24 protein-coding genes are annotated in these 24,910 nt (G+C 60.9%); 11 read left to right on the forward strand and 13 right to left on the reverse strand.

Annotated elements, in window-relative coordinates; translation table 11 throughout:
* Positions 1–49 precede the first annotated feature (49 nt).
* From G3256_RS08665 to G3256_RS08690, 6 genes are all read right to left on the reverse strand, one after another.
* On the reverse strand, positions 50–1,090 hold the full coding sequence (locus G3256_RS08665) for a substrate-binding domain-containing protein (protein WP_169640438.1): 1,041 nt from the start codon (positions 1,088–1,090) through the stop codon (positions 50–52).
* Between the two features lie 440 nt (positions 1,091–1,530).
* Positions 1,531–2,568 carry an ATP-binding protein gene (locus G3256_RS08670; protein WP_169640439.1) on the reverse strand — a complete coding sequence of 346 codons (1,038 nt, stop codon included), beginning with the start codon at positions 2,566–2,568 and terminating at the stop codon, positions 1,531–1,533.
* A 16-nt stretch (positions 2,569–2,584) separates the two neighbouring features.
* The gene (locus tag G3256_RS08675; protein ID WP_169640440.1) at positions 2,585–3,772 is read right to left on the reverse strand and encodes a trans-sulfuration enzyme family protein; all 1,188 of its coding nucleotides are present in this window, start codon (positions 3,770–3,772) and stop codon (positions 2,585–2,587) included.
* Between the two features lies 1 nt (position 3,773).
* The gene (locus G3256_RS08680) at positions 3,774–4,301 is read right to left on the reverse strand and encodes a gamma carbonic anhydrase family protein (RefSeq protein ID WP_169640441.1); all 528 of its coding nucleotides are present in this window, start codon (positions 4,299–4,301) and stop codon (positions 3,774–3,776) included.
* On the reverse strand, positions 4,298–4,942 hold the full coding sequence (gene gmk, locus G3256_RS08685) for a guanylate kinase (protein WP_169640442.1): 645 nt from the start codon (positions 4,940–4,942) through the stop codon (positions 4,298–4,300). Before gmk ends, G3256_RS08680 begins: the two co-directional genes overlap by 4 nt.
* Before the next feature lie 3 nt (positions 4,943–4,945).
* Positions 4,946–5,836 (reverse strand): YicC/YloC family endoribonuclease, encoded by an 891-nt coding sequence (locus G3256_RS08690; RefSeq protein WP_169640443.1) that lies wholly within the window; start codon positions 5,834–5,836, stop codon positions 4,946–4,948.
* 299 nt (positions 5,837–6,135) lie between these two features.
* Between G3256_RS08690 and G3256_RS08695 the strand changes: the two genes are divergently transcribed.
* Entirely contained in the window at positions 6,136–6,822 is a 687-nt protein-coding gene (locus G3256_RS08695) for a PAS domain-containing protein (protein ID WP_246227861.1), read from the forward strand.
* Between the two features lie 128 nt (positions 6,823–6,950).
* The gene (locus tag G3256_RS08700; protein ID WP_169640445.1) at positions 6,951–7,583 is read left to right on the forward strand and encodes a sulfotransferase family protein; all 633 of its coding nucleotides are present in this window, start codon (positions 6,951–6,953) and stop codon (positions 7,581–7,583) included.
* 78 nt (positions 7,584–7,661) lie between these two features.
* Here G3256_RS08700 and G3256_RS08705 read toward each other — a convergent pair whose 3' ends face one another.
* On the reverse strand, positions 7,662–9,032 hold the full coding sequence (locus G3256_RS08705) for a class II 3-deoxy-7-phosphoheptulonate synthase (RefSeq protein ID WP_169640446.1): 1,371 nt from the start codon (positions 9,030–9,032) through the stop codon (positions 7,662–7,664).
* 194 nt (positions 9,033–9,226) lie between these two features.
* Between G3256_RS08705 and G3256_RS08710 the strand changes: the two genes are divergently transcribed.
* Both G3256_RS08710 and G3256_RS08715 read left to right on the forward strand, forming a co-directional pair.
* Positions 9,227–10,231 (forward strand): GlxA family transcriptional regulator, encoded by a 1,005-nt coding sequence (locus G3256_RS08710; RefSeq protein ID WP_169640447.1) that lies wholly within the window; start codon positions 9,227–9,229, stop codon positions 10,229–10,231.
* Positions 10,228–10,752, forward strand: a complete 525-nt coding sequence (locus G3256_RS08715) for a GNAT family N-acetyltransferase (protein ID WP_169640448.1) — start codon at positions 10,228–10,230, stop codon at positions 10,750–10,752. The genes G3256_RS08710 and G3256_RS08715 overlap by 4 nt, the downstream gene beginning before the upstream one ends.
* Here G3256_RS08715 and G3256_RS08720 read toward each other — a convergent pair.
* Entirely contained in the window at positions 10,722–11,852 is a 1,131-nt protein-coding gene (locus G3256_RS08720; protein ID WP_169640449.1) for a PQQ-dependent sugar dehydrogenase, read from the reverse strand. The two genes, G3256_RS08715 and G3256_RS08720, sit on opposite strands and share 31 nt — an antisense overlap.
* A gap of 182 nt (positions 11,853–12,034) precedes the next feature.
* On the opposite strand from G3256_RS08720, the gene G3256_RS08725 reads away from it, so the two are divergent.
* From G3256_RS08725 to G3256_RS08750, 6 genes are all read left to right on the forward strand, one after another.
* A complete protein-coding gene (locus G3256_RS08725; protein WP_169640450.1) occupies positions 12,035–13,225 on the forward strand; it encodes an ABC transporter substrate-binding protein in 1,191 nt (396 codons plus the stop codon).
* A 96-nt stretch (positions 13,226–13,321) separates the two neighbouring features.
* Positions 13,322–14,104 carry an ABC transporter ATP-binding protein gene (locus G3256_RS08730; protein ID WP_169640451.1) on the forward strand — a complete coding sequence of 261 codons (783 nt, stop codon included), beginning with the start codon at positions 13,322–13,324 and terminating at the stop codon, positions 14,102–14,104.
* An 88-nt stretch (positions 14,105–14,192) separates the two neighbouring features.
* Positions 14,193–15,017 (forward strand): ABC transporter ATP-binding protein, encoded by an 825-nt coding sequence (locus G3256_RS08735; protein WP_169642380.1) that lies wholly within the window; start codon positions 14,193–14,195, stop codon positions 15,015–15,017.
* 2 nt (positions 15,018–15,019) lie between these two features.
* Positions 15,020–15,460 carry a hypothetical protein gene (locus G3256_RS08740; RefSeq protein WP_169640452.1) on the forward strand — a complete coding sequence of 147 codons (441 nt, stop codon included), beginning with the start codon at positions 15,020–15,022 and terminating at the stop codon, positions 15,458–15,460.
* On the forward strand, positions 15,460–16,470 hold the full coding sequence (locus G3256_RS08745) for a branched-chain amino acid ABC transporter permease (RefSeq protein ID WP_169640453.1): 1,011 nt from the start codon (positions 15,460–15,462) through the stop codon (positions 16,468–16,470). Before G3256_RS08740 ends, G3256_RS08745 begins: the two co-directional genes overlap by 1 nt.
* Positions 16,467–17,783, forward strand: a complete 1,317-nt coding sequence (locus G3256_RS08750; RefSeq protein ID WP_169640454.1) for a branched-chain amino acid ABC transporter permease — start codon at positions 16,467–16,469, stop codon at positions 17,781–17,783. The genes G3256_RS08745 and G3256_RS08750 overlap by 4 nt, the downstream gene beginning before the upstream one ends.
* A gap of 89 nt (positions 17,784–17,872) precedes the next feature.
* On the opposite strand, the gene G3256_RS08755 is transcribed toward G3256_RS08750, so the two are convergent.
* On the reverse strand, positions 17,873–19,417 hold the full coding sequence (locus G3256_RS08755; protein ID WP_169640455.1) for a helicase HerA-like domain-containing protein: 1,545 nt from the start codon (positions 19,415–19,417) through the stop codon (positions 17,873–17,875).
* A gap of 419 nt (positions 19,418–19,836) precedes the next feature.
* Here G3256_RS08755 and G3256_RS08760 point away from each other — a divergent pair, with 419 nt between their 5' ends.
* Positions 19,837–20,481: an invasion associated locus B family protein gene (locus tag G3256_RS08760; RefSeq protein WP_246227863.1), complete on the forward strand. Its 645-nt coding sequence runs from the start codon at positions 19,837–19,839 to the stop codon at positions 20,479–20,481.
* A 58-nt stretch (positions 20,482–20,539) separates the two neighbouring features.
* On the opposite strand, the gene G3256_RS08765 is transcribed toward G3256_RS08760, so the two are convergent.
* The 4 genes from G3256_RS08765 to G3256_RS08780 are packed head-to-tail and all read right to left on the reverse strand — an operon-like array spanning position 20,540 to position 24,797.
* On the reverse strand, positions 20,540–21,748 hold the full coding sequence (locus G3256_RS08765) for a beta-ketoacyl-[acyl-carrier-protein] synthase family protein (RefSeq protein WP_169640456.1): 1,209 nt from the start codon (positions 21,746–21,748) through the stop codon (positions 20,540–20,542).
* A gap of 8 nt (positions 21,749–21,756) precedes the next feature.
* Positions 21,757–22,014 (reverse strand): acyl carrier protein, encoded by a 258-nt coding sequence (locus G3256_RS08770; protein ID WP_169640457.1) that lies wholly within the window; start codon positions 22,012–22,014, stop codon positions 21,757–21,759.
* A gap of 33 nt (positions 22,015–22,047) precedes the next feature.
* Entirely contained in the window at positions 22,048–23,148 is a 1,101-nt protein-coding gene (locus tag G3256_RS08775) for a UDP-3-O-(3-hydroxymyristoyl)glucosamine N-acyltransferase (RefSeq protein WP_169640458.1), read from the reverse strand.
* Between the two features lie 32 nt (positions 23,149–23,180).
* The gene (locus G3256_RS08780; RefSeq protein WP_246227865.1) at positions 23,181–24,797 is read right to left on the reverse strand and encodes a L,D-transpeptidase family protein; all 1,617 of its coding nucleotides are present in this window, start codon (positions 24,795–24,797) and stop codon (positions 23,181–23,183) included.
* Positions 24,798–24,910 lie beyond the last annotated feature (113 nt).

The following is a 24,910-nucleotide window of genomic DNA, read 5'->3' on the forward strand; positions in this document are numbered from 1 at the left end:
CGTTGTCCGCCGCCCGATGAATGATTTTACTTTCCTGCTGCGTCAGCGATCAGCTGCCGCCGCCCATGACCTGCTCGCCGGACACCGCGGCCTGGGTTTCCGCAAGCTCGGGGTCGGATACGAGGCCATAGTTGGCCAGCGGGCCGTCGGGGCCTGCGATCTCGTCAGCAACAAAGAACTCAGCAAATTCCTTCAGGCCGGGAATAACGCCGATATGTGCTTTCTTGATGTAGAAAAAGAGCGGGCGCGATACCGGGTATTCGCCCGACGAGATGGTCTCGGTTGTTGGCTCAACGCCCGACATGGTCGCAACTTTCAGGCTTGCGGTGTTGTTTTCATAGAAGGCCAGACCAAACACACCGATTGCATTGGCGTTGGCGTCAATGGAGGCCAGTGTCTCGGTGTAGTCACCGTCAATGTCCACCGAACGGCCGTCAACGCGCACGGCAAGGCAGGCGTCTTCGGCGTCGTCTTCGCTCATGCCGCCGGCAATCATGGCCTCCATCGCGCCTGTGGCTTCACAGCCAGCGGCGACGACTTTCTCTTCGAAAACTTCGCGTGTGCCGTGCTTGGTGCCCGGGATGAACGCAAGGATTTCCTCAGACGGCAGCTCAGCGTTAAAGTCTGACCACATGGTATAAGGGTTATCTTTCAGCTCGCCGTCGACCATGACTTTGGGGGCAAGCGCGTTGAAAATGTCGGAGGGGGTGAAGGCGGTGTACTCAGGGCCATTGAGCTGGCTGGCAAAGACGATCCCGTCGTATCCGATGCGCACTTCGATGATGTCGGTCACACCGTTTTCGGCGCAGGCTGCGATTTCTTTTTCGCGGATCGCACGGGAGGCGTTCGCGATATCCGTGTGCTCGGTGCCAACGCCCTGGCAAAAGCGCTTGAGGCCGGCGGAGGAGCCGCCCGATTCCACAACCGGTGTCGGGAAGTCAAAGTTCTCGCCGAAAGCCTCGGCGACGATCGACGCATAGGGCAGCACGGTGGAAGAACCGGCAACCTGTACCTGATCGCGCGCGGTGGCAGCCGTCGCGGAGACCGCGGCAATGGCCAGCGCGGAGGTGGTGAGTTTTGTGAACGACATGATATCTCCTGTCATTTTTTAATTTCGGTTCTGATCACCCAGTGGCGATCCCGCCGCCTGATTACGCGTGCTCAACTATGCTTTTGTGACAGTTGCGTAACAGTTTTATGACAGCCCTGAATTCGCAGGAGATTTTTTTACTCAGAGCCCGGCCGAGGCCTTCCCGCTCCCGACTGAAAATAGAATTAAAACCCTGTTTTCAGTAGGTTGAATCAGGGTTTCTGAGGGACCTGCACCGACTGGCCGTGCCCTGAAGTAAAGATGCCCGCGCTTTGTGAAACGGTCGGCCAGGGTATTTTCGTGCCGGGCGCGCAGGCAACGGGGACGCTTTGCAACGCACGGGAGAATGCGCGGCGAACTGTGTCCGCAAAACGTGCCGAATGACGGCATTCGGGCTGTCAGCGATTCTGTGTTCTCGCCGGAGTATGGCCTGGTGCGGTTCAGCCGGCACCGGTGGGCAGCACCACCGTGAAGACCGACCCTTTGCCCGGCTCACTCTCCACCCGCAACCGGCCCCGGTGGCGGTTGATGATGTGTTTCACGATCGCAAGCCCGAGACCGGTGCCGCCGAGCGCGCGGCTGCGGTGATTGTCGGCGCGGTAAAACCGTTCGGTAAGTCGCGGAAGATGCTTTTCATCTATGCCCGGTCCATCGTCGGTTACGTGGATCCGAACCCCCATGGCACGCAGCGCAGGGTCGCGTTCCGGCTGACCGATGCGGATTTCGACAGTGCCGCCTTTGCGGCCGTATTTGATGGCGTTCTCGATAAGATTGGTGAAGACCTGCATCAGCTGATCGCCGTCGCCAACAAGCTCTGTCGGGGTGTCGCTGAAGCTTTCCCTGAGCGTAATTTCCATCTCCTGTGCCAGCGGCGTCAGCGTGCGCATCACCGAGAGCAGGATGTCATCTATGAGCACCTTTTCGCGGGGCCGGACGCGTTCTTCATCTTCCACACGGCTCAGCGAAAGCAGATCGCCCACCAGCCGGTTCATGCGCCCTGCCTCGCCCTCCATGATGTCGAGAAACCGGTCACGCGCGGCGGGATCATCGCGGGCCGCGCCGCGCAGCGTTTCGATAAAGCCCGTCAGAGCGGTGAGCGGCGTGCGCAGCTCATGGCTGACATTGGCGACGAAGTCCCGGCGCATCTGTCCGGCCTGCTGCACCTGGGTGATATCAAGAAAACACAGCAGCACCACATTAAGGTCCGGAACGACCCGGGCGGAGACCTGAAAGGTCGTGTCCTGCACCCCGTCGTTTGAAAGGTATTCCGACATCCGCGGCGTGCTGTCGCGCAGCACTGCTTCGATGGTCTGAATGAGCTGCGGCTGGCGCAGCATGGTGACAAAGTTGCGCCCCCCGATCCCCTGTCCGATCAGCGTGCGCGCCTGGGCGTTGGCGGCACTGATCCGTTCCCCGCTGTCGATGGCAAGTGCGGGCATGGGCAGGGCGTTCAGCACATCGGTGAGTGTCTGGTCCATCGCCGCCTCCTGCGGATCAGATCGCCCCGGCGGCCGCGACAGCGTCAGAAAAGACCTGACACAATGTATCGGGGTCTTCGAGACCCACCGAGATGCGGAAGAACCCTTCCGACATGCCCAGGGCAGCGCGCTTTTCCGCTGTAAGTGCGCGGTGCGAAGATGAGGCAGGGTGCGAGATCGTAGTGCCCACATCGCCGAGTGTGGGCGCAAAAGACAGCCCCTCGGCGGCGCGGGTAAAGGCATTGGCCTCTGCCCTGCCCCCGTCGAGCTCAAAGCTGACCATATTGCAGAACCGCCCGCCCAGCAGTTCGTCGAGCAGGGCGCGGTCAGGATGATCGGCGCGCCCGGGATAGAGCACGCGTTTCACGCCCCTCAGCGTTGTCAGATGATCGGCCAGCGCGGTCGCCGTGGCCTGCGCGCGGTCAAAGCGCAGATCAAAGGAGAGCATCCCGCGTTCGGCGAGCCAGCAGTCAAAGGGGCTCGCGGTCATGCCGGTCGTGACGGTAAAGACGCGCAGCCGGTCGTTGAGCGCCGCATCGCGGGCAGCGACCCAGCCCAGCATCACGTCGGAATGGCCCGCCAGCAGTTTGGTCACGGAATGCAGCACGATATCCGCGCCGAACTCAAAGGGCCGGAAGGCGCGCGGCGTCGTAAAGGTGTTATCCACCACCAGCAGTACGCCGTTTTCCCGGGCGAGCTCTGCCAGTGCGCGGATATCGGCGACGCGCAGGGTCGGGTTGGAGACAACCTCTACCAGAATGATCCGGGTCTCGGGCCGCAGAGCTGCCCGCATGGCGTCGATGTCACCGGGGTCAGCCATTGAGGTCTCAACCCCCAGCCGTGGCAGGTCTTCGGCCATCATGCGCAGTGATCGTCCGTAGAGCTGGTTGCCACCTATGACGTGATCGCCGGCTTTGGTCAGGCCGAGCAGCACGGCGGAAACGGCGGCCATGCCGGAGCTGGTCATCACACCGGGGTGCGGCGCGCCCTCCATCCGGTCGATGCGGCGGCCTGCGACGTCTGCGTTGGGGTGGCCTTCTCGCGAATAGGTGTAGCCCTGCAGCCCGCCCTCATACTGCTGGTCCAGCATGTCGGGCGTCTCCGAGGCATAGACCACGGAGGGGCTCAGCGGGGTGACCACGGGACGCGACGCGGAAGCCGGCAGGGCGTCGGGACGGACGATCGAACCTTTCTCGTTCTTCATCTCAGTCACCGACCGGGCGCAGATTTTCGCGGAAGAGGCGCATATTGTCCTGATAGTGCTGTGCAGAGGCGGTGAGCCCGGCGATGGCGGCTGCATCCAGCTCCCGCACCACTTTGCCCGGGGCGCCCATAACGAGGCTGCCGTCGGGGATCACTTTATTCTCCGTGATCAGCGCGCCGGCACCGATCAGGCAGTTGTCACCGATCTTTGCCCCGTTGAGCACCGTGGCCCCCATCCCGATGAGAGAGTTGTTCCCGATGGTGCAGCCATGCAGCATGACCTTGTGTCCGATGGTGCAGTTCTCGCCGATGGTCAGCGGATAGCCTGCATCGACGTGGAACACCGAGTTCTCCTGCACGTTCGAGCCGCGCCCCACACGGATCTCCTCGTGATCAGCACGGATCGTAACGCCGAACCACACCGACGCCCCCTCTTCCAGCACCACTTTGCCGATCAGACTGGCATTATGTGCGACCCAGGTATCGGGATGAAGCTCCGGCGCGTCATCACCCAGTGCAAAAAGTGTCATGTCAGATCCTCGAATTCTGATTGCAGATGCCGGACGTGATCGGTGAGCCCGGGTTGCTGGCTGCGGCGCAGGCGCGTGGCCGAGATAATGGTTTTGAGCTGCGCTTCGGTGGCGTCCAGATCGTCGTTGACCAGCACGTAGTCATAGCTGCCCCAGTGGCTGATCTCGTCCCAGCTTTTGTCCATGCGCCGCGCGATGGTCTCTGCATCGTCCTGGCCGCGTTTTTCCAGCCGGCTGCGCAGTTCGGTGATCGAAGGGGGCAGCAGAAAAATCGACAGGGTATGCGCACTGAGAGCGCTGTTGGTGATCTGCTGGGCACCCTGCCAGTCAATATCGAAAAGCACGTCGCGACCGCTGTCGATGGCCTTTTGCACAGGCGCGCGCGGCGAGCCGTAGAAATTGCCGAACACATGGGCGTGTTCCAGCATCTCTTCTGCGGCGACCTGGGCTTTGAAGGCGCTGTCGTCAACGAAGTGATATTCGCGACCGTCCTCTTCGCCCGGGCGTGGCGCGCGGGTGGTGGCGGAGACGGAAAAGGCAATCTCCGGATCCCAGTCCCGCAGCCTGCGTGCCAGCGTCGATTTTCCGGCCCCCGAGGGCGAGCTGAGAATGATCAGAAGGCCGCGCCGCGTCGCACTCATCGCTTACTCCACATTCTGCACCTGTTCGCGCATCTGGTCGATCACCGCTTTGAGCGCGAGCCCGCAGCGGGTGAGTTCCGTGCTCTGCGCTTTGGAGCACAGGGTGTTTGTTTCGCGGTTGAACTCCTGCATCAGGAAATCAAGCTTACGACCCACCGGGCCGCCTTCGGCAATCAGATCGCGGGCGGCGTCCACATGGGCGGCCAGCCGGTCGATCTCTTCGGTGATATCCGCCTTGACGGCGATGAGAGCGAGCTCCTGGGCCACGCGATCCGCATCCGCACCCTCGCTGTTTTCAAGAACCCGCGCGAGGTTGCGTCTGAGAGTGTCGGCCATGGTATCCGTGCGCGCCTGTGCCAGCTCTGCGGCCTGAGCGGTCAGCAGGCGCACCTGCCCCAGCTGGTCGGTCAGAACTTTCTCCAGAGCGGCGCCTTCGCTCCCGCGCATGGTGTTGAAGGCAGCGATCAGTCCCTCGGCCTCGCCTGTCAGCGCTTTCATAAGCGGGGCCACGTCATCATCGCTGCTGGTCTGTTCCAGAACGCCCCGCAGGGCTGCGATATCCGAGGCCTTTGAGGGCGCCAGAGAGACACCCGCGTCCATTGCGCGCGCTTCTATTTCGGCCATAGCATCCAGAACAGCCGTCAGCTGTGTGTTGCTGACCTGCAGGCTGCCGGCCTGCTCGTCCCGCGCAAGCCGCAGTGACAGGGTGATATTGCCGCGCGCGGTGGCGGCGGTAAGCTCTTTTCGCAGAGCAGCTTCCAGCCCGTCGATCCAGTCAGGCACCCGCAGGCGCAGATCCTGCCCTTTGCCGTTCACCGAGCGCAGCTCCCATGTCCAGGTATAGGGTGGCAGGCTGCCGGTGGCGGAGGCATAGCCTGTCATCGAGCGGATCATTCAGCAGTCCTTTGTCTGAAAAGTGATGACAGAGGCTTAGGGTGAAACACGACCCGCACGCAACCCCCGCCCGCCTCTGAAACCTGTCCGGCGCGCGGTTAACCACTTCGCAAGACAATCTGCCATTTTGTGAAAATTGTTGGTATTAATCTTCTGGTAACCAGTACCGGCTGGCGGCGGGCTCTTTGTCTGCGTATCACCGGCATGAAAGTGAAGTTGATGCGCATGCTCTGGCGGGCGCGGTAATGAGGGTGCAGGCGATGGACAAACCAGAGCAAAACACGCACAATGTGGTAAGTATGACGCAACATGTAACACATTCCGGCTATTCGCCGCTGGCGCAGGTCGAGGCCTACTGGGAAGCCCTGCGGGGGTCCCGTCTGATGCCGTCGCGGGCCGAGATTGATCCGCGCGGGATCGAACAGGCGCTGGAGTATTCGTTCATCGTGGAACGGATCGCGCCCGGTATTGCCCGGCTGCGCATCGCAGGCAGCCATCTGAGCGACCTGATGGGCATGGAAGTACGCGGTATGCCGCTGACGTCGTTCATCACTCCGGGATCGCGCCGCCAGGTCAGCGACACGCTGGAAGAGGTTTTCGAGACACCGGCCACCTGCACGTTGCAACTGCACTCTGATGAAAGCGCGGGCATGCCGCCTCTGGAGGCCCGCATGCTGCTGATGCCGCTGAAAAGCGATCTGGGGGATGTGAGCCGCCTGCTGGGGGTCCTGATCGCTGTCGGCGAGATCGGACGCAGTCCGCGCCGGTTTGATGTTACAGGGTCCAGCCTGCGACCGGTTGTGGCCGGTGCTGGCGCGGCCCCCGAAGAAATGCCCGGCGAACCGCCGGTGCGCTCGCGCAAGCCTGAGCCGCGCCCCGCGACGGTTCTCGCACCGCCCGGATTTGCCGACGAACGTCCGGGCTTTCGCAGCGAGACACCGCGTAAAGAGGCACCCTATCTGCGGCTGGTGAAATCTGACGACTGAGACGAATTTCCTTTGATCAGGAACGCCGCCCGGGCAGAACGTCCGGGCGGTTTTGTTTTGCAGCGGACCGTTTTTGTGACACGCTGGCGGCGCAGGACATACTGCGCATTCAGTTAAGGAATATTACTATGGGTCTGAAAGTCATCGGGTCGGGATTTGGCCGCACCGGTACAAAATCTGTGAAAGACGCGCTGGAAAAGCTGGGCTTCGGGCCCTGTCATCACATGTACGAAGTTGTCGCTGAACCCGATAGAGTGACCCCATGGACGGAATACGCCGCCGGCAGGCCGGTCGACTGGGGCGCGGTTTTTGACGGATTCTCATCGCAGATTGACTGGCCCGGCGCCCATATCTGGCGCGAGCTCAGCGAGATTTATCCGGAGGCAAAGGTTGTGCACACGCGCCGGCCCGAAGAAAGCTGGGCGCGCAGCTACAGCAAGACGATCGGCACGCTGATGAACGAGTTTGAGCAGATGCCCCTGCCACCGCATATCCGCGACATGATGACGATGGCGCGCGACAAGATCATCGGCGAGACCTTTGACGGCGATCATATGGACAACGCAGTGCAGATCGCAGCCTATCGCAAACGTACCGACGAAGTGGTCGCGGCGATACCGCCCGAGCGGTTGCTGATATTTGATGTGGCCGAAGGCTGGGCGCCGCTCTGTGCCTTTCTTGAGGTGGATGTGCCGGACATGCCCTTCCCCCATGAGAACGTGGAAGCGGACTTCTGGGAGAAGCTGAAACCGCCCGCCTGATACTGCGCATCTGGCGCTTTTCGGACAGCAAAAAGCCCGCAACACGCGTTGCGGGCTTTGTCTTTCAGGGGCTGAAAGTCAGCCTGCCGCCTGGTCGCGATGCATTTCGCGCCGTTTTGACAGCTCTTCGGCAACGAGAAACGCCAGCTCCAGTGACTGGCTGGCGTTGAGCCGCGGATCACAGGCGGTGTGGTAGCGATCTGACAGGTCTTCATCGCTGACGGCCCGCACACCTCCGGTGCACTCGGTCACGTCCTGCCCGGTCATCTCAAAATGCACACCGCCCGGCACAGTGCCTTCGGCCGCGTGTACGCCAAAGAATTCACGCACTTCGCGCAGCACGGCATCGAAGGGCCGGGTTTTATATCCGGAAGACGATTTGATGGTGTTACCGTGCATCGGATCACAGACCCATGTCACTTTTGCACCCTCTTGCTCGACACAGCGGATCAGGCGGGGCAGATGCTCACCCACCGAGCCTGCACCAAAGCGCGCGATCAGCGTCAGACGGCCTGCTTCGTTGGACGGATTCAGTTTCGCCATCAGCGCCTTAAGGTCTTCGGTAGTCATCGACGGGCCGCACTTGAGACCGATCGGGTTCTGTACGCCGGAGGCAAACTCAACATGCGCGCCGTCAGGCTGGCGCGTGCGGTCGCCGATCCAGATCATGTGACCGGAGCCTGCAAGCCATTTGCCGGTGGTGCTGTCCACGCGGGTCAGCGCTTCTTCGTATTCCAGCAGCAGCGATTCGTGGCTGGTGTAGAATTCGACGGTCTGCAGCGTATGCGCGGTGTCCGAGTTGACCCCGGCAGCCGACATGAAATCAAGCGTGTCTGAAATCCGGTTGGCAATCTCGCGATAGGCTTCTGCCTTTTCGCTTTCGGTAAAGCCCAGCGTCCATGCGTGCACCTGATGCACATCCGCATAGCCGCCGGTTGAAAAGGCGCGCAGCAGGTTCAGTGTGGCGGCGGCCTGAGTATAGGCGCGCATCATCCGTGCGGGATCGGGGATGCGGGCACCCTCGCTGAAATCCAGCTCATTGATGATGTCACCGCGGTAGCTGGGCAGTTCCACACCGCTGACAGTCTCTGTCGGTGCCGACCGGGGTTTGGCAAACTGGCCGGCCATACGTCCTACCTTGATCACCGGCACTTTGGCACCGTGGGTCAGGACGATGGCCATCTGCAGCATGACCTTGAAGGTGTCGCGGATCGCATCCGAGCTGAACTGATCAAAGCTTTCGGCGCAGTCGCCGCCCTGAAGCAGGAAAGCCTCGCCGCGCGATGCAGCCGCCAGATGCGACTTCAGACGCCGGGCCTCCCCGGCGAAAACGAGCAGCGGAAAGCGTGACAGTTCGGCCTCAACCGCCTGCAGAGCGTCCTGATCCGGATAGTCCGGCATCTGGATCCGCGGTTTTGCGCGCCAGCTTGATTTTGTCCATTCTGTCATTTTCGTTACTCCGGTCCGGGGCCCGCGCACTGCGAGCGCTCACATGTCAGCGCTCTCTATACAAAAGGCCAGGCGACATGACCATATCACAAATTCGTCCTCTTGACGTCGCTTTCCACCCATGACCAAGTGATATATGCGCCTTTCCGGCACGTCCGCAGATGCGCAGGGGACACCAAATTTCAGAGGCAGCAATGTCGGCACTCCGGCCCGCCACACGCACAGAACTGACAGCGGACAAACCGCAACGGTTTGTTTTCGTCCTTCTGGAGAATTTCACGCTGCTTTCCTTTGCCGCGGCGGTCGAAAGTCTGCGGATTGCCAACCGGATGGCCGCCAAGGAGCTCTATTCCTGGCAGATTATCGGTGAAGGTGGCGGTATCATCAGCTGCTCCGCCGGCAGCGGCTTCACGCTCGATGGCGATCTTGATGACGTGCAGCGCGATGACATTGTGATGATCTGCGGCGGCATTGATGTGCAGTCGGCCACGAACAAGCGCATTCTCGGCTGGCTGCGCCGCGAAGCCCGCAAGGGCGTCACGGTGGGCGGTCTCTGCACGGCAGCCTACACGCTGGCACGCGCAGGGCTGCTTGACGGAAAAAAGGCCACGATTCACTGGGAGAACCAGGACAGCTTTGGTGAGGATTTCGAGGACGTCACACTGACCAAATCGGTCTTTGTCATCGACGGGAACCGGATGACCACGGCGGGCGGCACCTCCTCGATTGATCTGATGCTGAAACTCATCGCTGATCAGCAGGGCGAGGATCTTGCCAATCTGGTCGCCGACCAGTTGATTTACTCATCAATCCGCACCGATCAGGACACACAGCGGCTGTCTGTGCCCACCCGTATCGGCGTGCGCCACCCCAAGCTGAGCCAGGTGATCCAGATGATGGAGGCCAATATCGAAGAGCCGATCAGCCCTTCGGTTCTGGCACGCGATGTGGGCATGAGCACGCGGCAGCTCGAACGCCTGTTCCGCCGGTATCTCAACCGCAGTCCGAAGCGCTATTATATGGAACTGCGCCTGCAGAAGGCACGCAATCTGCTGATGCAGACAGATATGAGCGTGATCAACGTAGCGCTGGCCTGCGGCTTTGCCTCGCCCAGCCATTTCTCAAAATGCTACCGGGCGCATTATGATACGACCCCCTACCGCGAAAGGGGCAGCCACGCGGCGCGCCTGACGATTTGATCCGCACGGAACGGCTGCTGCTCAGACGCGCGGTGCCGGGTGATCTTGATGCTTTCCATGAGATAATGACTGACGCGCGGGTGATGCGCTACTGGAGCCGACCGCCGCACACTGCGGTTGATGAAACACGCAGGTTTCTGGCGCATATGATGCAGTGCAATGCGCCGGATGTGGATGAATATGTGGTGGAGTATGAGGGCCGCTGTATCGGCAAGGCCGGATGCTGGCGCGCGCCTGAGGTCGGGTATCTGCTGCATCCCGACCACTGGGGCAAGGGGTTTGCGGCGGAAGCGCTGCAGGCGGTGATCCCCCGCTGTTTTGCAAAGTTCGCAGACGCGCCGGCGCTTACCGCGGAATGCGACCCGCGCAATCGCGCGTCAGTGGCGCTGTTGCGCAGGCTGGGATTCCGCCACCTGAAAACGGTCGAAAAAGACTTCCTATACGGAGAGAGCGAGTGGTGCGATACGTCTTATTTCGCCCTGCCCCGGCTTCAGCCCCCGGCGCCCGATGACATGCGATAGACGGCGCCGTTGCCTGCCGCGATGAACCAGATTGATCCGTCCGGCGCCTGGATGATGTCGCGGACCCGTCCGGTTTCCGGCGATTTAATCTGTGCCACTTCGCGCGCCGTATCTCCGGAGGTTTCAAGCCGCGAGATATAGTCGAACTTCAGCGACCCCACAAAAATATCGCCGCGCCAGTCGGGAAACATATCCCCCGAGTAAATCAGCAGCCCTGAGGGTGCCATCGACGGATCCCAGTAAAATGCGGGCTGCTGCATGCCTTCTTTCGCCGTCCCCTCTCCGATTTTGCCCCCGGAGTAATGCCGCCCGTATGAAATCACCGGCCAGCCGAAATTCGCGCCTTTGCGGATCAGGTTAACCTCGTCTCCGCCTTTTGCCCCATGCTCGGCGGTCCATAGCGTACCGGCGGCATCCAGCCCCGCGCCCTGCGGGTTGCGGTGGCCATATGACCAGATTTCAGGCTGTATGCCTGCCTGGCCGATGAAGGGGTTGTCTGCCGGGACGCTGCCATCGCGGTTGATGCGGATGACTGAGCCGTTGTGCAGGTTGCGGTCCTGAGCGGATGGCCGATCACCCCGATCACCGATGGTCACGAATAGCGTGCCGTCCGTGGCCTCTACCACCCGGCTGCCGAAATGCCGGCCGCCCGAACCACCGGGTGCGGCCTCAAAAAGCTGTCGCACGCGCTCCAGACGGCGACCGTCGTCTGAGAGCCGGGCTGCGGCAAGCGCTGTTCCGCTGCCCCCCTGCTGGCGTTTGGAATATGTCAGCCAGAGCTCACGTGTTGTGGCAAAGTCGCGCGCTGGCGTAATATCCAGCAGCCCCCCCTGGCCGCTGTCGCGTACAGGCGGTACACCACTGACTTCCACCGCATTGCCCGAGCCGTCGAAATGCATCAGCCGGCCGTCCTTTTCAGTGACCAGAAAACCGCCGCCGGGCAAAAGAGCCAGCCCCCAGGGGGTATCAAGACCTTCAGCCATCATCGTCAGACGTGGCGGCTCAGCGCTTTGTGCAGACGGCGCCTTTGGATATGCAAACAATCCCGCGATGCTCAGCGTGATACCCAGTGCGGCAGACAGACAGCCTCTGACCGGCATGGCCGTTCTCCTTTTCACAGTTGCTCCTGAGAGACATAGAAAGCGCCGGGCCGATTGCCACCTGGCACGCACAGTTGTGATCAGCGCAACCTCCGGTACGCTTTGAAAATGCCTCTTTCGTTTTTCGCATCGCCCGCATAATCTCGGGCGCGAACGTCAAGTTCCAACACGGGAGAAAACAAATGAAAAAGATGCTTCTGGCCAGCACGGCCGCAGCACTCGTGGCAACCTCTGCTTTTGCAGACGGACACGCCAAGGAAGTTAAACTGGGTATTCTGATCGGCTTCACCGGCCCGATTGAATCGCTCACAGGTCCGATGGCCGCAGGTGCCGAACTTGCGATGACCGAAGTGACCGAGAGCGGCAAACTGCTGGACGCGGCCACCGTCACGCCGATGCGGGCCGATACGGGCTGTATCGACAACGGTCTGTCCACCTCCAACGCCGAACGTCTGATCGCCGACGGCATCAACGGGCTGATCGGTGGCGACTGCTCTGGTGTGACCGGTGCAATCCTGCAGAACGTGGCAATCCCCAATGGCATGGTGATGATCTCACCATCTGCGACGTCGCCGGGTCTTTCCACGGTTGAGGATAACGATCTCTTTTTCCGCACCGCCCCTTCGGATGCGCGTGAAGGCCAGGTGATGGCCGAGATCCTGCAGGAGCGTGGCGTTGAATCCATCGCACTGACATATACCAACAACGACTATGGCAAGGGCCTCGCGGATGCGATCGAGAGCAACTTCAAGGCCGTAGGCGGCGAGGTGACCATCGTCGCAGCCCATGAAGACGGCAAAGCTGATTACTCTGCTGAAATGGGCGCGCTGGCGTCTGCCGGTGGTGATCTGCTCGTTGTGGCCGGATATCTTGACCAGGGCGGTCTTGGCATCATCAACGCAGCCCTTGATACGGGGGCGTTCGATACTTTCGGTCTGCCGGGTGGCATGATCGGGGACAGCCTGCCGACCAATGTTGGCTCCGCTCTGAACGGCTCTTACGGCCAGATTGCGGGTTCGGGTGGTGAAGGCATCGAAAAGCTCAAGGAAATGGCCGGTGACGCGTTCGATGCGACCTCGCCCTATACGCCCGAGAGCTATGATGCCGCAGCGCTCTTCATGCTTGCGATGCAGGCAGCCGACAGCACGGATCCGGCAGAGTATGGCAAGCACATCCTCGATGTGGCCAACGCCCCCGGCGAAAAGATCTATCCCGGTGAGCTTGCCAAAGCGCTCGATATCATCCGTGAAGGCGGCGACGTCGATTATGTCGGTGCCTCAGCGGTTGAGCTGATCGGCCCGGGCGAATCTGCCGGCACATACCGGATGATTGAAGTCCAGGACGAGAAAAACGTCACAATCGGCTTCAAATAATCACGACCTGTGATACGCGAACAGCCCGGTGTGCAGACGCCGGGCTGTTTGTAATAAAAGGCACGCCAAAGACGTGCGGACCTCAGGGGACATGCAATGATCGTCGTTGACGACATTCACAAACATTTCGGCGGTTTCCACGCGGTCGACGGGGCCAGCCTGGAAATCCGGCAGGGCACGATCACCGGGCTGATCGGACCGAACGGTGCGGGAAAAACAACTCTTTTCAACGTGATCGCTGGCGTTCATGAACCAACATCCGGTCGGGTGATGATGGATGGTGAGGATATCACCGGCCTGCCCCCGCATGCGCTTTTTCACAAGGGGCTGCTGCGCACCTTTCAGATCGCGCATGAGTTTTCCTCGATGACCTGTCGCGAAAACCTGATGATGGTGCCGGGCAAACAGTCGGGTGAGACACTGTGGAACACCTGGTTCGGCCGCAAGCGGATTGCGGATGAAGAACGCGCACTGCGGGCAAAAGCCGATGAGGTGCTGGAATTCCTGACCGTCGGGCACCTGGCCGATCATAAAGCCGGGCAGATTTCGGGCGGACAGAAAAAACTGCTGGAGCTTGGGCGGACAATGATGGTCGATGCCAAGATCGTCTTTCTCGATGAGGTGGGCGCCGGTGTGAACCGCACTCTGCTCAATACCATAGGCGACGCAATTATCCGGCTGAACCAGGAGCGCGGATATACATTTGTGGTGATCGAGCACGATATGGATTTCATTGGCCGGCTGTGCGATCCGGTGATCTGTATGGCCGAGGGCAAAGTGCTGGCACAGGGCACGCTGGACGAGATCAAGGCCAATGAGCAGGTGATCGAAGCGTATCTGGGCACTGGCCTCAAGAATAAGGACAAGGTGGGCGCATGAGGGACCGGGTGCACAGTCAGGCCGTTGCATGCGCCGCCAGGTATCCCGGGCGGAAGCACGGATGCCTTCGGACACGGGCGGCGCGCGCATGAGTGACAAACCCTATGACGACCGGGGCAACAAGGACCTGTCGCTTGGCAATGCCAGAGGGATGGGAACCGCACATCCGGTGCGGCAGGGTGGCAGATCGCGGCCCTCTCCGGGCGGGCCCTTCCTGATCGGAGAGAATATGACCGGTGGCTATGGCGCCGGCCCGGACATCCTGCATGACTGTACCATTGCTGTGGACCGTGGCGAGATCGCTGTGATCGTGGGACCCAACGGGGCCGGCAAGTCAACGGGCATGAAAGCGGTCTTCGGAATGCTGAACCTGCGCAAAGGTCATGTGAAGCTCGATGGCGAGGACATCACCGATCTTAGTCCGCAGGCGCGTGTTGCCAGGGGCATGGGCTTTGTGCCGCAGACCTCGAATATCTTCACGTCGATGACGGTTGAAGAGAACCTCGAGATGGGTGCCTTTATCCGGACCGATGACATCCGCCCCACGATGGAGCAGATATACGACCTGTTTCCGATCCTTCGGGAAAAGCGCAACCAGGCGGCTGGTGAGCTGTCCGGCGGGCAGCGCCAGCAGGTGGCCGTTGGTCGTGCGCTGATGACCCGGCCCAAAGTGCTGATGCTTGATGAGCCCACAGCCGGCGTGAGCCCGATCGTGATGGATGAGCTTTTTGATCGCATCATCGAGGTGGCGCGCACCGGTATTCCCATTCTGATGGTAGAGCAGAACGCGCGTCAGGCGCTGGAGATCGCCGACAAAGGGTATGTTCTGGTGCAGGGGCGCAATGCCTATACCGGCACAGGCAAAGAGCTGCTGGCCGATCCTGACGTGCGTAAATCGTTTCTGGGGGGATGATTATGTTTCGCAACCGGATGGCCGTGATCTGGCCGGTTCTGCTGCTGGCAGCTTCAGGCGGACAGGCGCAGACGACAGACGCGGACCGGCAGTCGCTTTTGTCATGCAAATTCGGACCGGCCTGCACGCGGGATAATGTCGAATGCGCGGAGTATGCCCGCTGGATCATCCTGCGGTATTACGAGACAGAAGAGCGGTTCGCCCTCTTTGATGCGCTGCAGTCTTCAGAGCAGGAAGCGCTGGTGCGCGAGATGGGGGCGATGACGATCTTTGAGATCGAAGAGATCGGCGACGGTGAAGGCCGCTTCGGATCCTCGTTCCGGATGGTCGTCGGGCCGACGCTTGAGGCGGCGGTTCAGTCGGTCTCGGTAAGCCGTGAAGATGAAAGCGATCTGACCTTTCTGCCGGAAGCGTTGAACGGCATGTGCAGGGTGATCGAATAATGGATTTCCTGAACGCTTTCATTGCATTGTCGAACTTTGTTCTTGTGCCTGCGATCGCCTATGGCAGCCAGCTGGCGCTGGGCGCGCTGGGGGTCACGCTGATCTACGGCATTCTGCGGTTTTCAAACTTTGCCCATGGCGACACGATGGCTTTCGGCGCGATGGTAACTGTCCTCTTCACCTGGCTCTTTCAGAGCTGGGGCATCAGTCTGGGGCCCCTGCCCACAGCACTTCTTGCGCTGCCGCTGGGGATTGCGGGATGTATGCTGCTGCTTCTGGCCACGGACCGGGTCGTCTACCGGTTTTACCGGGCACAAAAGGCAAAGCCTGTCATTCTGGTGATCGTGTCTCTGGGTGTTACTTTTATCATGAACGGCATCGTGCGGTTCATCATCGGCCCGGACGATCAGCGTTTTCTCGATGGAGAGCGGTTCATCGTGTCGGCACGCACCTTCAAGGAAATGACCGGCCTCGAAGAAGGCCTCGCGATCAAAACGACCCAGGGCATTACCCTGATCACCGCCGTGATCGTTGTCGCCCTGCTCTTCTGGTTTCTCAACCGGACGCGGACGGGAAAATCGATGCGCGCCTACTCCGATAATGAGGACCTGGCGCTCCTGTCTGGCATCAACCCGGAGCGGGTTGTGATGATCACCTGGCTTATTGTCGCGGCGCTGGCGACCATTGCGGGTGTGCTCTACGGGCTGGATAAATCCTTCAAACCCTTCACCTATTTCCAGCTTCTCCTGCCGATCTTCGCCAGCGCTATCGTCGGGGGTCTTGGCAACCCGATCGGTGCAATCGCCGGCGGATTTGTGATCGCTTTCTCGGAAGTGACCGTCACCTACGCCTGGAAAAAGGTGCTGGGCTATCTGATGCCAGAGAGCCTTGAACCCGACGGCCTCGTGCAGCTGCTGAGCACCGACTACAAACTGGCGGTGAGTTTTCTTATTCTGCTGATTGTGCTGCTCTTTAAGCCGACAGGGCTCTTTCGGGGGAAAGCGGTATGAACAGTGCTGTGAAAAATACGCTGCTCTTTGCAGTGGTCGGGCTGATGATCCTTTACACCGGCTTTGCGCAGAGCTGGAACACGGCGCTGCTTATTCTGAACATGGGCCTTATTTCGGCAATCATGGCGCTTGGGGTGAACCTGCAGTGGGGGTTTGCCGGGCTCTTTAACGTCGGGATCATGGGCTTTGTGGCACTTGGCGGGCTGGCTGCAGTGCTGACGGGCATGCCGCCGACCCCGGGTGCATGGAGTGCCGGCGGGTGGAACATCCTGGCGGCATTTGTCTTTGCGCTGCTGACGGTGGTGGCCGTGGTGATGGTGCGCGGGCGTATGCGCGCGGGCTGGGCGCGTAGTGTGGTGATCATCCTGATGATGATCGCGGGCTTCTTTATCTACCGTGCGCTTTTCGATCCGGGTGTCGAAGCTGTTGAGGCGATCAATCCGGCCCTGACGGGTTTTCTGGGCGGGCTCGGTATCGAACGCGGGATCTGGGTCGCGCTGGCCTGGCCCGTCGGCGGCCTCTTTGCCGCTGCAGCCGCATGGGTAATCGGAAAAACGGCGCTCGGTCTGCGCTCGGATTATCTGGCGATTGCGACCCTTGGCATTGCCGAGATCATCATCGCAGTGCTGAAAAACGAAGACTGGCTGGCGCGGGGCGTGAAAAACGTGGTTGGCCTGCCCCGGCCTGCGCCGTTTGAGATTGATCTGCAGAATGATCCCGGCTTTGTGGAGAGTGCCGCCGGCTATGGGATGGATCCGGTCACGGCCTCGACGCTTTACGTAAAGCTGGCCTATGCAGGCCTGTTCACGGTAGTTCTGGTGATCCTTCTGGTCATGGCGCAACGCGCGCTGCACAGCCCCTGGGGGCGCATGATGCGGGCGATCCGCGACAACGAAGTCGCGGCCGAAGCGATGGGCAAAGACGTCACCGCCCGGCACCTGCAGATTTTTGTGCTGGGCTCGGCGGTCTGCGGGATTGCGGGTGCAATGATGACGACACTCGACGGTCAGCTGACACCGGGCACCTATCAGCCGCTGCGGTTTACCTTTCTGGTCTGGGTTATGGTGATCGTCGGCGGCTCGGGTAACAACTTCGGCGCAGTGCTGGGTGGTTTCCTGATCTGGTTCCTGTGGGTGCAGGTCGAACCGATGGGCCTGTGGCTTATGGAACTGATCACCTCGGGCATGGCGGATGGCTCGCCGCTGAAGGCGCACCTCATTGAGAGTGCGGCGCATATGCGGCTCTTTACCATGGGCGTGGTGCTGTTGCTTGTGCTGCGGTTCAGCCCGCGGGGTCTTATCCCCGAGCGCTGATCCGCTTTACTGCTCAGCGGACGCCGCCCTGACGGACGGCGACACTTTTCCATGATTTTGCGGACCGTAAGCCGCAAAGGCCCGGGTGATCAGCGACCTCTGAAAAGGCCGCCGAGGATGCCACGCACGATGCGGCGGCCGGTGGTGCCTTTCAGCTCCTTCAGCACGGCAGTGGCAACCGCAGAGCCGAGGGTATCGGGCTGGCGGGTGCTGCGCCGTGAGGTGGAGCGCGGCACGCCGGTGCCGGAGTACCGCCGGCCTGCGTTGAATTCCCGTTCGGCAGCGGACGCTTCTTCTGCTGCGGCCTCAGCCTTTTCAGCCTCTTTCGCCGCGTCTTCGGCACGCGCCTGCAGAATTTCATATGCCGACTGCCGGTCGATTGCATTTGTATAGGCCGCCTGCAGCGGCGAGGTAGCCACGAGGTTCGCGCGTTCGGCAGCCGTTACCGGTCCCAGCTGCGAGGACGGCGGGCGGATCAGCGTACGCTCGACGATGCCGGGCACACCTTTTTTCTGAAGCATGGATGTGACGGCCTCGCCCACCCCCACTTCGCGGATTGCGGCTTCGGTGTCGAAGGCCGGGTTCTCGCGATAGGTCTGCGCGGCCATGCGCAGCTCCTTGCGGTCTTTTGCGGTGAAGGCGCGCAGCGCATGCTGAATGCGGTTGCCGAGCTGGCCCAGAATGTCGTCGGGCACATCGGCAGGGTTCTGGGTGATGAAGTAGACGCCCACGCCTTTGGAGCGGATCAGACGGGCCACCTGTTCGACTTTGTCGACCAGCGCTTTGGGCGCGTCGTCAAACAAAAGATGGGCCTCGTCAAAAAAGAACACGAGCTTTGGTTTGTCCGGGTCACCCACCTCGGGCAGTTCCTCAAAAAGTTCCGAAAGCAGCCAGAGCAGGAAAGTGGCATAAAGCGCCGGAGAGGCCATGAGTTTGTCGGCGGCCAGGATGTTGATCTGACCGCGCCCGTCGGTCGCCGTGCGCATCAGATCGCTGAGCGCCAGCGCGGGCTCGCCGAAAAGACCGGTACCGCCCTGGTTTTCAAGCACCAGCAGCCGGCGCTGGATCGCACCGATGGAGGCGGTCGACACATTGCCGTAACGCAGAGAAAGCTCTTTTGCATTCTCGCCCGTCCAGACCAGAAGCGCCTGCAGGTCCTTGAGATCCAGCAGCGGCAGACCCTCTTCGTCGGAGAGCCGGAAGGCGATGTTGAGAATGCCCTCCTGCGCTTCTGTGAGATCCAGCAGACGCGCCAGGAGCAAGGGGCCCATTTCGGAGACGGTCGTCCGCACCGGATGCCCCTGATCGCCGAAGATATCCCAGAAAATCACCGGGAAAGCGGCATAGCTGTAATCGTCGAACCCGATTTTGGCCGCGCGCTCTGTGAAGGCCTGATGCAGTTTATGCGTTTCAGAACCGGGTTTCGCGAGCCCCGAGAGATCGCCCTTTACGTCCGACAGAAAGACCGGCACACCGGCTGCCGAAAACCCTTCCGCGAGGATCTGCAGCGTCACGGTTTTGCCGGTCCCTGTAGCGCCTGCCACCAGCCCGTGACGATTGGCGTATTTCAGGCTCAGATGCTGTTGCGTGCCATAGTCCGGGCCACCGCCGCCGACGAAGATGTCATCTGTCATAGTTCTGCACTGCCCCCCGCAGGTTTCATTCTGACCGACCATACGTTCTTAAGGTTTTTGTGCCACAACTTTCCTGTCCGGGCGTTCAGTTATGTCCTTTCCGTCCGGACATCCTCCCTGTCAGACTGGGCCGTGCCGCTTGTCGGTACGGCCATTTTTTTCACCCGCTGACAGAGGGTTCCGCGGCGTACCGGTTTTTCGGTTGACGCCTCTCTGTGCGTTGCGTAGGCTCTGCGCTAATAAGTCGGCCAGTCCGACGGGGAGAAAAAAATCGGGAAAGAGGGATGCTTTGGCGTCCCTTTTTCTTTGAAGAGCAGGCGTTACATCTGATACGCAAAAGCGGACGCCAGGTGCCCGCACTCTGGCCGTTGCACCGGCATCATGCCTGTTCGTGACACTTGAAAATATACGGAGCTTTTATGCCCAGAATCACCACTCTTCTGACAGCGGCGATGATATCGGCGGCCCTGACCGGCGGCACGGCTCATGCGCAGACCACAACCACCGAAAGCACCGAAACGGAAACCGGAACAGAAGCGGAAACCGGCACCGGAACAGCCGGCGCCAACAGCGATCTGAGCCTCGGAGAGGTCGAGACCGGCCCGCAAACCGGCGAGGCCTATGTAACCGAGACAATCGGGCCGTGGTCGATCCGCTGCGTTAAAACGGACACGGACGAAGACCCGTGCCAGATGGTTCAGCTTCTTGAGGATGCGCAGGGATCGCCGATTGCCGAGTTTTCGCTCTTCCGGCTCGCTGATGGTGGCCAGGCGGAAGCGGGCGCGACTGTCATCGTGCCGCTTGAAACCGCTCTTCAGCAGCAGCTGAGCATTCGAGTCGATGAACAGCAGGGTAAACGTTACCCATACGCGTTCTGCAATCCTGTCGGATGTTACGCCCGCATCGGGCTGACAGCGGATGACGTGGCCACCTATAAGCGCGGCAACGAGGCCGTGCTGAGTATCATACCGGTGGCTGCCCAGGACCAGCGGGTTGATGTCACGCTGTCGCTCGAGGGTTTCACTGCGAGCTATGACAAGGTGTCGAGCGTCACACCTGAGTAAGGATTAACGTGGTGCCGGGCGTCCAGCCCGACACCTGAACACGCCCGCCCCAGCCTGATCAGACAGCGCGCAGCGCCAGCACCGCATTCATGCCGCCGAAGGCAAAGGCATTCGACAGGCTGACAGTGACCCTCGCGTCACGCGCCTCATTGGGCACCACATCAAGCGCACATTCGGGATCCGCTTCTTCATAGCCGATCGTGGGCGCGATGATCCCGTCGCGCAGCGCCATGATGCAGGCCAGCAGTTCCACGGCACCGGTCCCGCCGATCAGATGCCCGTGCATGGATTTGGTCGACGAGATCATCAGCTGGTCCGCATGCGGCCCGAAAACATCTGCCACAGCAGCGCATTCAGTCTTGTCATTGGCTGCCGTCCCGGTGCCGTGAGCGTTGATATACCCCACTTCGTCACGGTTGATCCCGGCGTCGGCGAGCGCACCGGCCATCGCCCGGGATGCGCCGTTTTTCGAAGGCATCACGATATCTGAGGCATCTGACGACATGGCAAAGCCCGCCACCTCGCAGAGGATCTCCGCACCGCGCGCTCTGGCGTGTTCCATTTCCTCGAAGACAAAGACCCCTGCGCCCTCGCCCTGCACCATCCCGTTGCGGTTGGCGGAAAACGGGCGACAGGCATCGCGGCTCATCACGCGCAGCCCTTCCCATGCCTTGACGCCACCGAAACAGAGCATGCTTTCCGACCCGCCCGTGACCATCACCGGCGCCATGCCGGAGCGCACCATTGAAAACGCCTGGGCCATGGCGTGATTGGATGAAGCGCAGGCGGTGGAAACCGTGAAAGACGGCCCCTTAAGATTGTGCTCCATGCTCACATGGCTCGCGGCCGCGTTATTCATCAGCTTCGGCACGACAAAGGGATGCACCCGGTTTTTACCGTCCTCATAGACAGAGCGGTAATTGTCGTCCCAGGTGCTGACCCCGCCACCGGCAGTGCCCAGAACAACGCCCGCTCTGGCGGCAAGCTCATCGGTGAAGGTAATGCCGGACTGGTCTATTGCCTCACGTGCGGCGGCCAGGGTGAACTGTGTAAACCGGTCGTAAAGGGAAATCTGCTGGCGGTTATAGCGTCCTTCGGCCTCAAATCCGCGTACCTGCCCGCCGATGCGGATCGAGAGCCTTTCCACATCGCGCAGTGACAGCTCACCAATGCCACAGCGGCCTTCACGCATGGCCTCCAGCGTTGCGGGCACATCATGACCCAGCGCATTGATCGTGCCGGCTCCTGTGATGACAACACGGTGCATGTGATCTGTCAGCTCTGTTCAGCGCGCAGCCGTTCAATCCCGTCCACGATTGAGGCTACGGTCGATATGTCAAAATCACTCTCAGAGGGGGTGTTCGCGTTGAAGGGCACCGAGATGTCAAAGGTCTCTTCGATGGCGAAAATGCACTCCACAAGACCGAGGCTGTCGATTCCGAGTTCCTCCAGCGTGCTGTCGGTCGTGACATCCGACGGTTCCAGCACGGCCTGTTCGGCGATGATGCTGATGACCTTGTCGCGGGTACTCATCGGGAGATCCTCCGTGCCGTTGTCGCCTGTGATTTAGTCACCGGTGTCTGATTTGGAAACCGCTTTCTTGAGTGCTGCGAACTCTTTCATCAGCCTGGGCAGGCGTCGCAGAGCTTTGTATATTTCGACATTGGTTTCCATTTTGGTGGCCGGCGCGCCGAGGATCGTGCGCCCGGCGGGGACATTGGAGAAGATCTTGCTGGCTCCGCCCGCAATCACCCGGTCGCCGACAAATATATTGTCGTTCACACCGACCTGACCGCCCAGTACCACATTGTTGCCTATGACCGAGGACCCCGCCATGCCGCATTGTCCGCACAGCAGGCAGTCGTTGCCGATCACGCAGTTGTGGCCGATCTGCACGAGGTTATCGATTTTGGTGCGGTCCCCGACGCGCGTGTCGCGGATGGTGCCGCAGTCGATTGTGGAATTGGCACCGATCTCGACGTCATCGCCGATGGTGACCGACCCCAGCGAATGAATGCGGGCCCATGACTGCGATGTGGTCTCTTCCTGGTCGCGCATACTGCTGCGTGCGGCCTCCACGCCTGAGCGTTCGGCCGTTGAAAAGGAAAACCCGTCTCCTGCAATCCGCGCGCCTGGTTGCGCGATGAAGCGGGCGCCGATTGTGGCGCGTGCGCCGACAGATACGTGTTCGCGCAGAAAGCTGCCGGCACCGATCACCACATTCCAGCCGACAAAGCAATGCGGGCCGATGATGGTTCCGGCTCCGATTTTTGCCCCGGCTGAAATGACTGTAAAGGGGCCGACGCTGACGTCTTCTTCAAGCTCAGCCGAAGGGTCGATCACCGCTGTTTCATGGATGCCCGTCGCGTACCCCTGGCCGGGGTCCATGAGCCGCGTTAGGCTTGTCATCGCATAACGGGGGCGCGCAGGGATAATAGCGGCTTTGAGCCCCAGCGCCTGCCAGTCCGCCCCCTGCCAGAGCAGTGCGACGAGCGCCTGACCCTCACTGAGGTGTTCGGCATAGCGGGGCTGCGTGGCCATCGCCAGTTCCTGCGGACCGGCGCTTTGAGGCTCTGCCGCACCGCTGATGCGCAGAGTAGTGTCGCCCAGGGCTTCGGCACCCAGAGCGCCGGCGATTTCAGATACGCTGAATGTTGTCTCCGTCATCAAAGCCCGCCCCTGCCCGTTCACGGGCAGACTTACCCCTGTACTGCGCGCAATGCTACCCCCGCCTGTGACAGGGCGCTCCAGATGCGGCCGTCGCGGCCATAGATATCGCGGCGGAACTGCACCTCACCACGCCCGTCAGCGAAAGCGGTCCGATAGATGATGTGCACAGGCACCGGCTCTTTGAGGTAAACGGTCTGCTCGGTGCCGGTGGCCAGTTTGGCCTGGAAGAACCCCTGCGGATCGCCGGTCTGTTTTGCCAGCAGCGCGTAGGCGAAATCAAACGGGTCTGCGAGGCGGATACAGCCATGGCTGTAGGCACGGACTTCGCGGCCAAAGAGGTTCTTGGCCGGGGTGTCGTGCAGATAGATGTTGTGCCTGTTGGGGAACATGAACTTCACCAGTCCGAGTGCGTTACCGCGGCTGGGCGGCTGGCGCATGGCGAAGGGGAAGCTGCGCGCGTCGAACTGCGAGAAATCAACAGCCGAACGGTCAATGCGGCGGCCCTGGCGGTCGGTTATTTCGATGTGATTGACCGCATAGGCGTCTTTTTGCAGTTCCGGCAGGTATTCTTTGGTGACGATTGAGCGCGGCACGTACCAGCTTGGATTGATCACCATGAATTCCATCACGTCCGAGAACTCCGGCGACTGACGGTCGGATGCGCGGTGGCCGATGACCGACCGCGTGGAAAAGGTCTCTTTGCCGTTGTCAAAGATTTTGGCGGTGAAGTCGGCGAGATTAACCTCGATGTGGCGCTTGCCCCGCTCCATATTCGTCCAGCGTTCCCGCTCCATGGCGACGACAACAGACTGCAGACGTTCTGCGACAGACGTGTTGATTTCCGCCATCGTGCCCGGCCCGACCACGCCGTCTTCGGCAAGACCATGCGCGCGCTGGAATGCGAGCACGGCTTTGACCATATCCTCGTCATAGGTCTGACCGGCGCTGCGCTTCATATGCCCCATCCGGTGCAGACGGTTGCGCAGTTCCACCACATTGGTGCCCGACGCTCCGGGTTTAAGCGTTTTGGTGTGCACCGTCTCGCCCCAGCCACCTCTGGCCAGCAGGCGTTCCAGGCGCAGTTTTTCTTTCATCAATGCGTTATACTCGCGGCTTGCCGGCGGCAGCGCTTTCATGAAGCCATCCGGCGAGGATTTCACGAAGTTCACCAGATAGGAGCCGCGGTCACGGTAGGGCACCTGCCGTTTGATCGCTTTATCCACGCGCGACGGCACCAGGACGCCGGTCTGCACATCGCGGGCGTATTGCAGGAAGGTACGGCTGAGGTCGACCTCAAGTGCGCCGAGATCCGCTGCACTGCGCGCGTTGCGCATACGGGCTTCCAGCCCTGCGAGATCATACCGTCCGGACGGCAGCCCGTGATTGCCCGCCTCGCTCAGAGCCCCGATCAGTGCCGCACGTCGTTTGCGGTCGCGCCCGTTCCCGGTCCAGATGCTGTCATACCCGTTTGCTTTATAAAACGCGGCGATTTCGGCATCGCGCGCAGCGGCCGTCGCGACGGCCTGACGGAAAGCTGTACTCTGCGTCTGGGCGGCCAGAGGCGCAGGCGTTAAGGTCAGAACCGTGACAAAAGACAGAAATGCCACAAAGGCATTCCGGAAGGTCAAAGGCATAAGCGCGATCATTGTTAATCCTCACAATCAGGGCGGCCCGGCGTTTGTGCCGTTGCCAGCGGGGGCGTGTCCAATAACATTTCCGGGTTCTGTCAAGGAAACGTGAAAATGATGCAGTTACGCAC

This window comes from Roseobacter ponti, assembly GCF_012932215.1.
Lineage (GTDB): Bacteria > Pseudomonadota > Alphaproteobacteria > Rhodobacterales > Rhodobacteraceae > Roseobacter > Roseobacter ponti.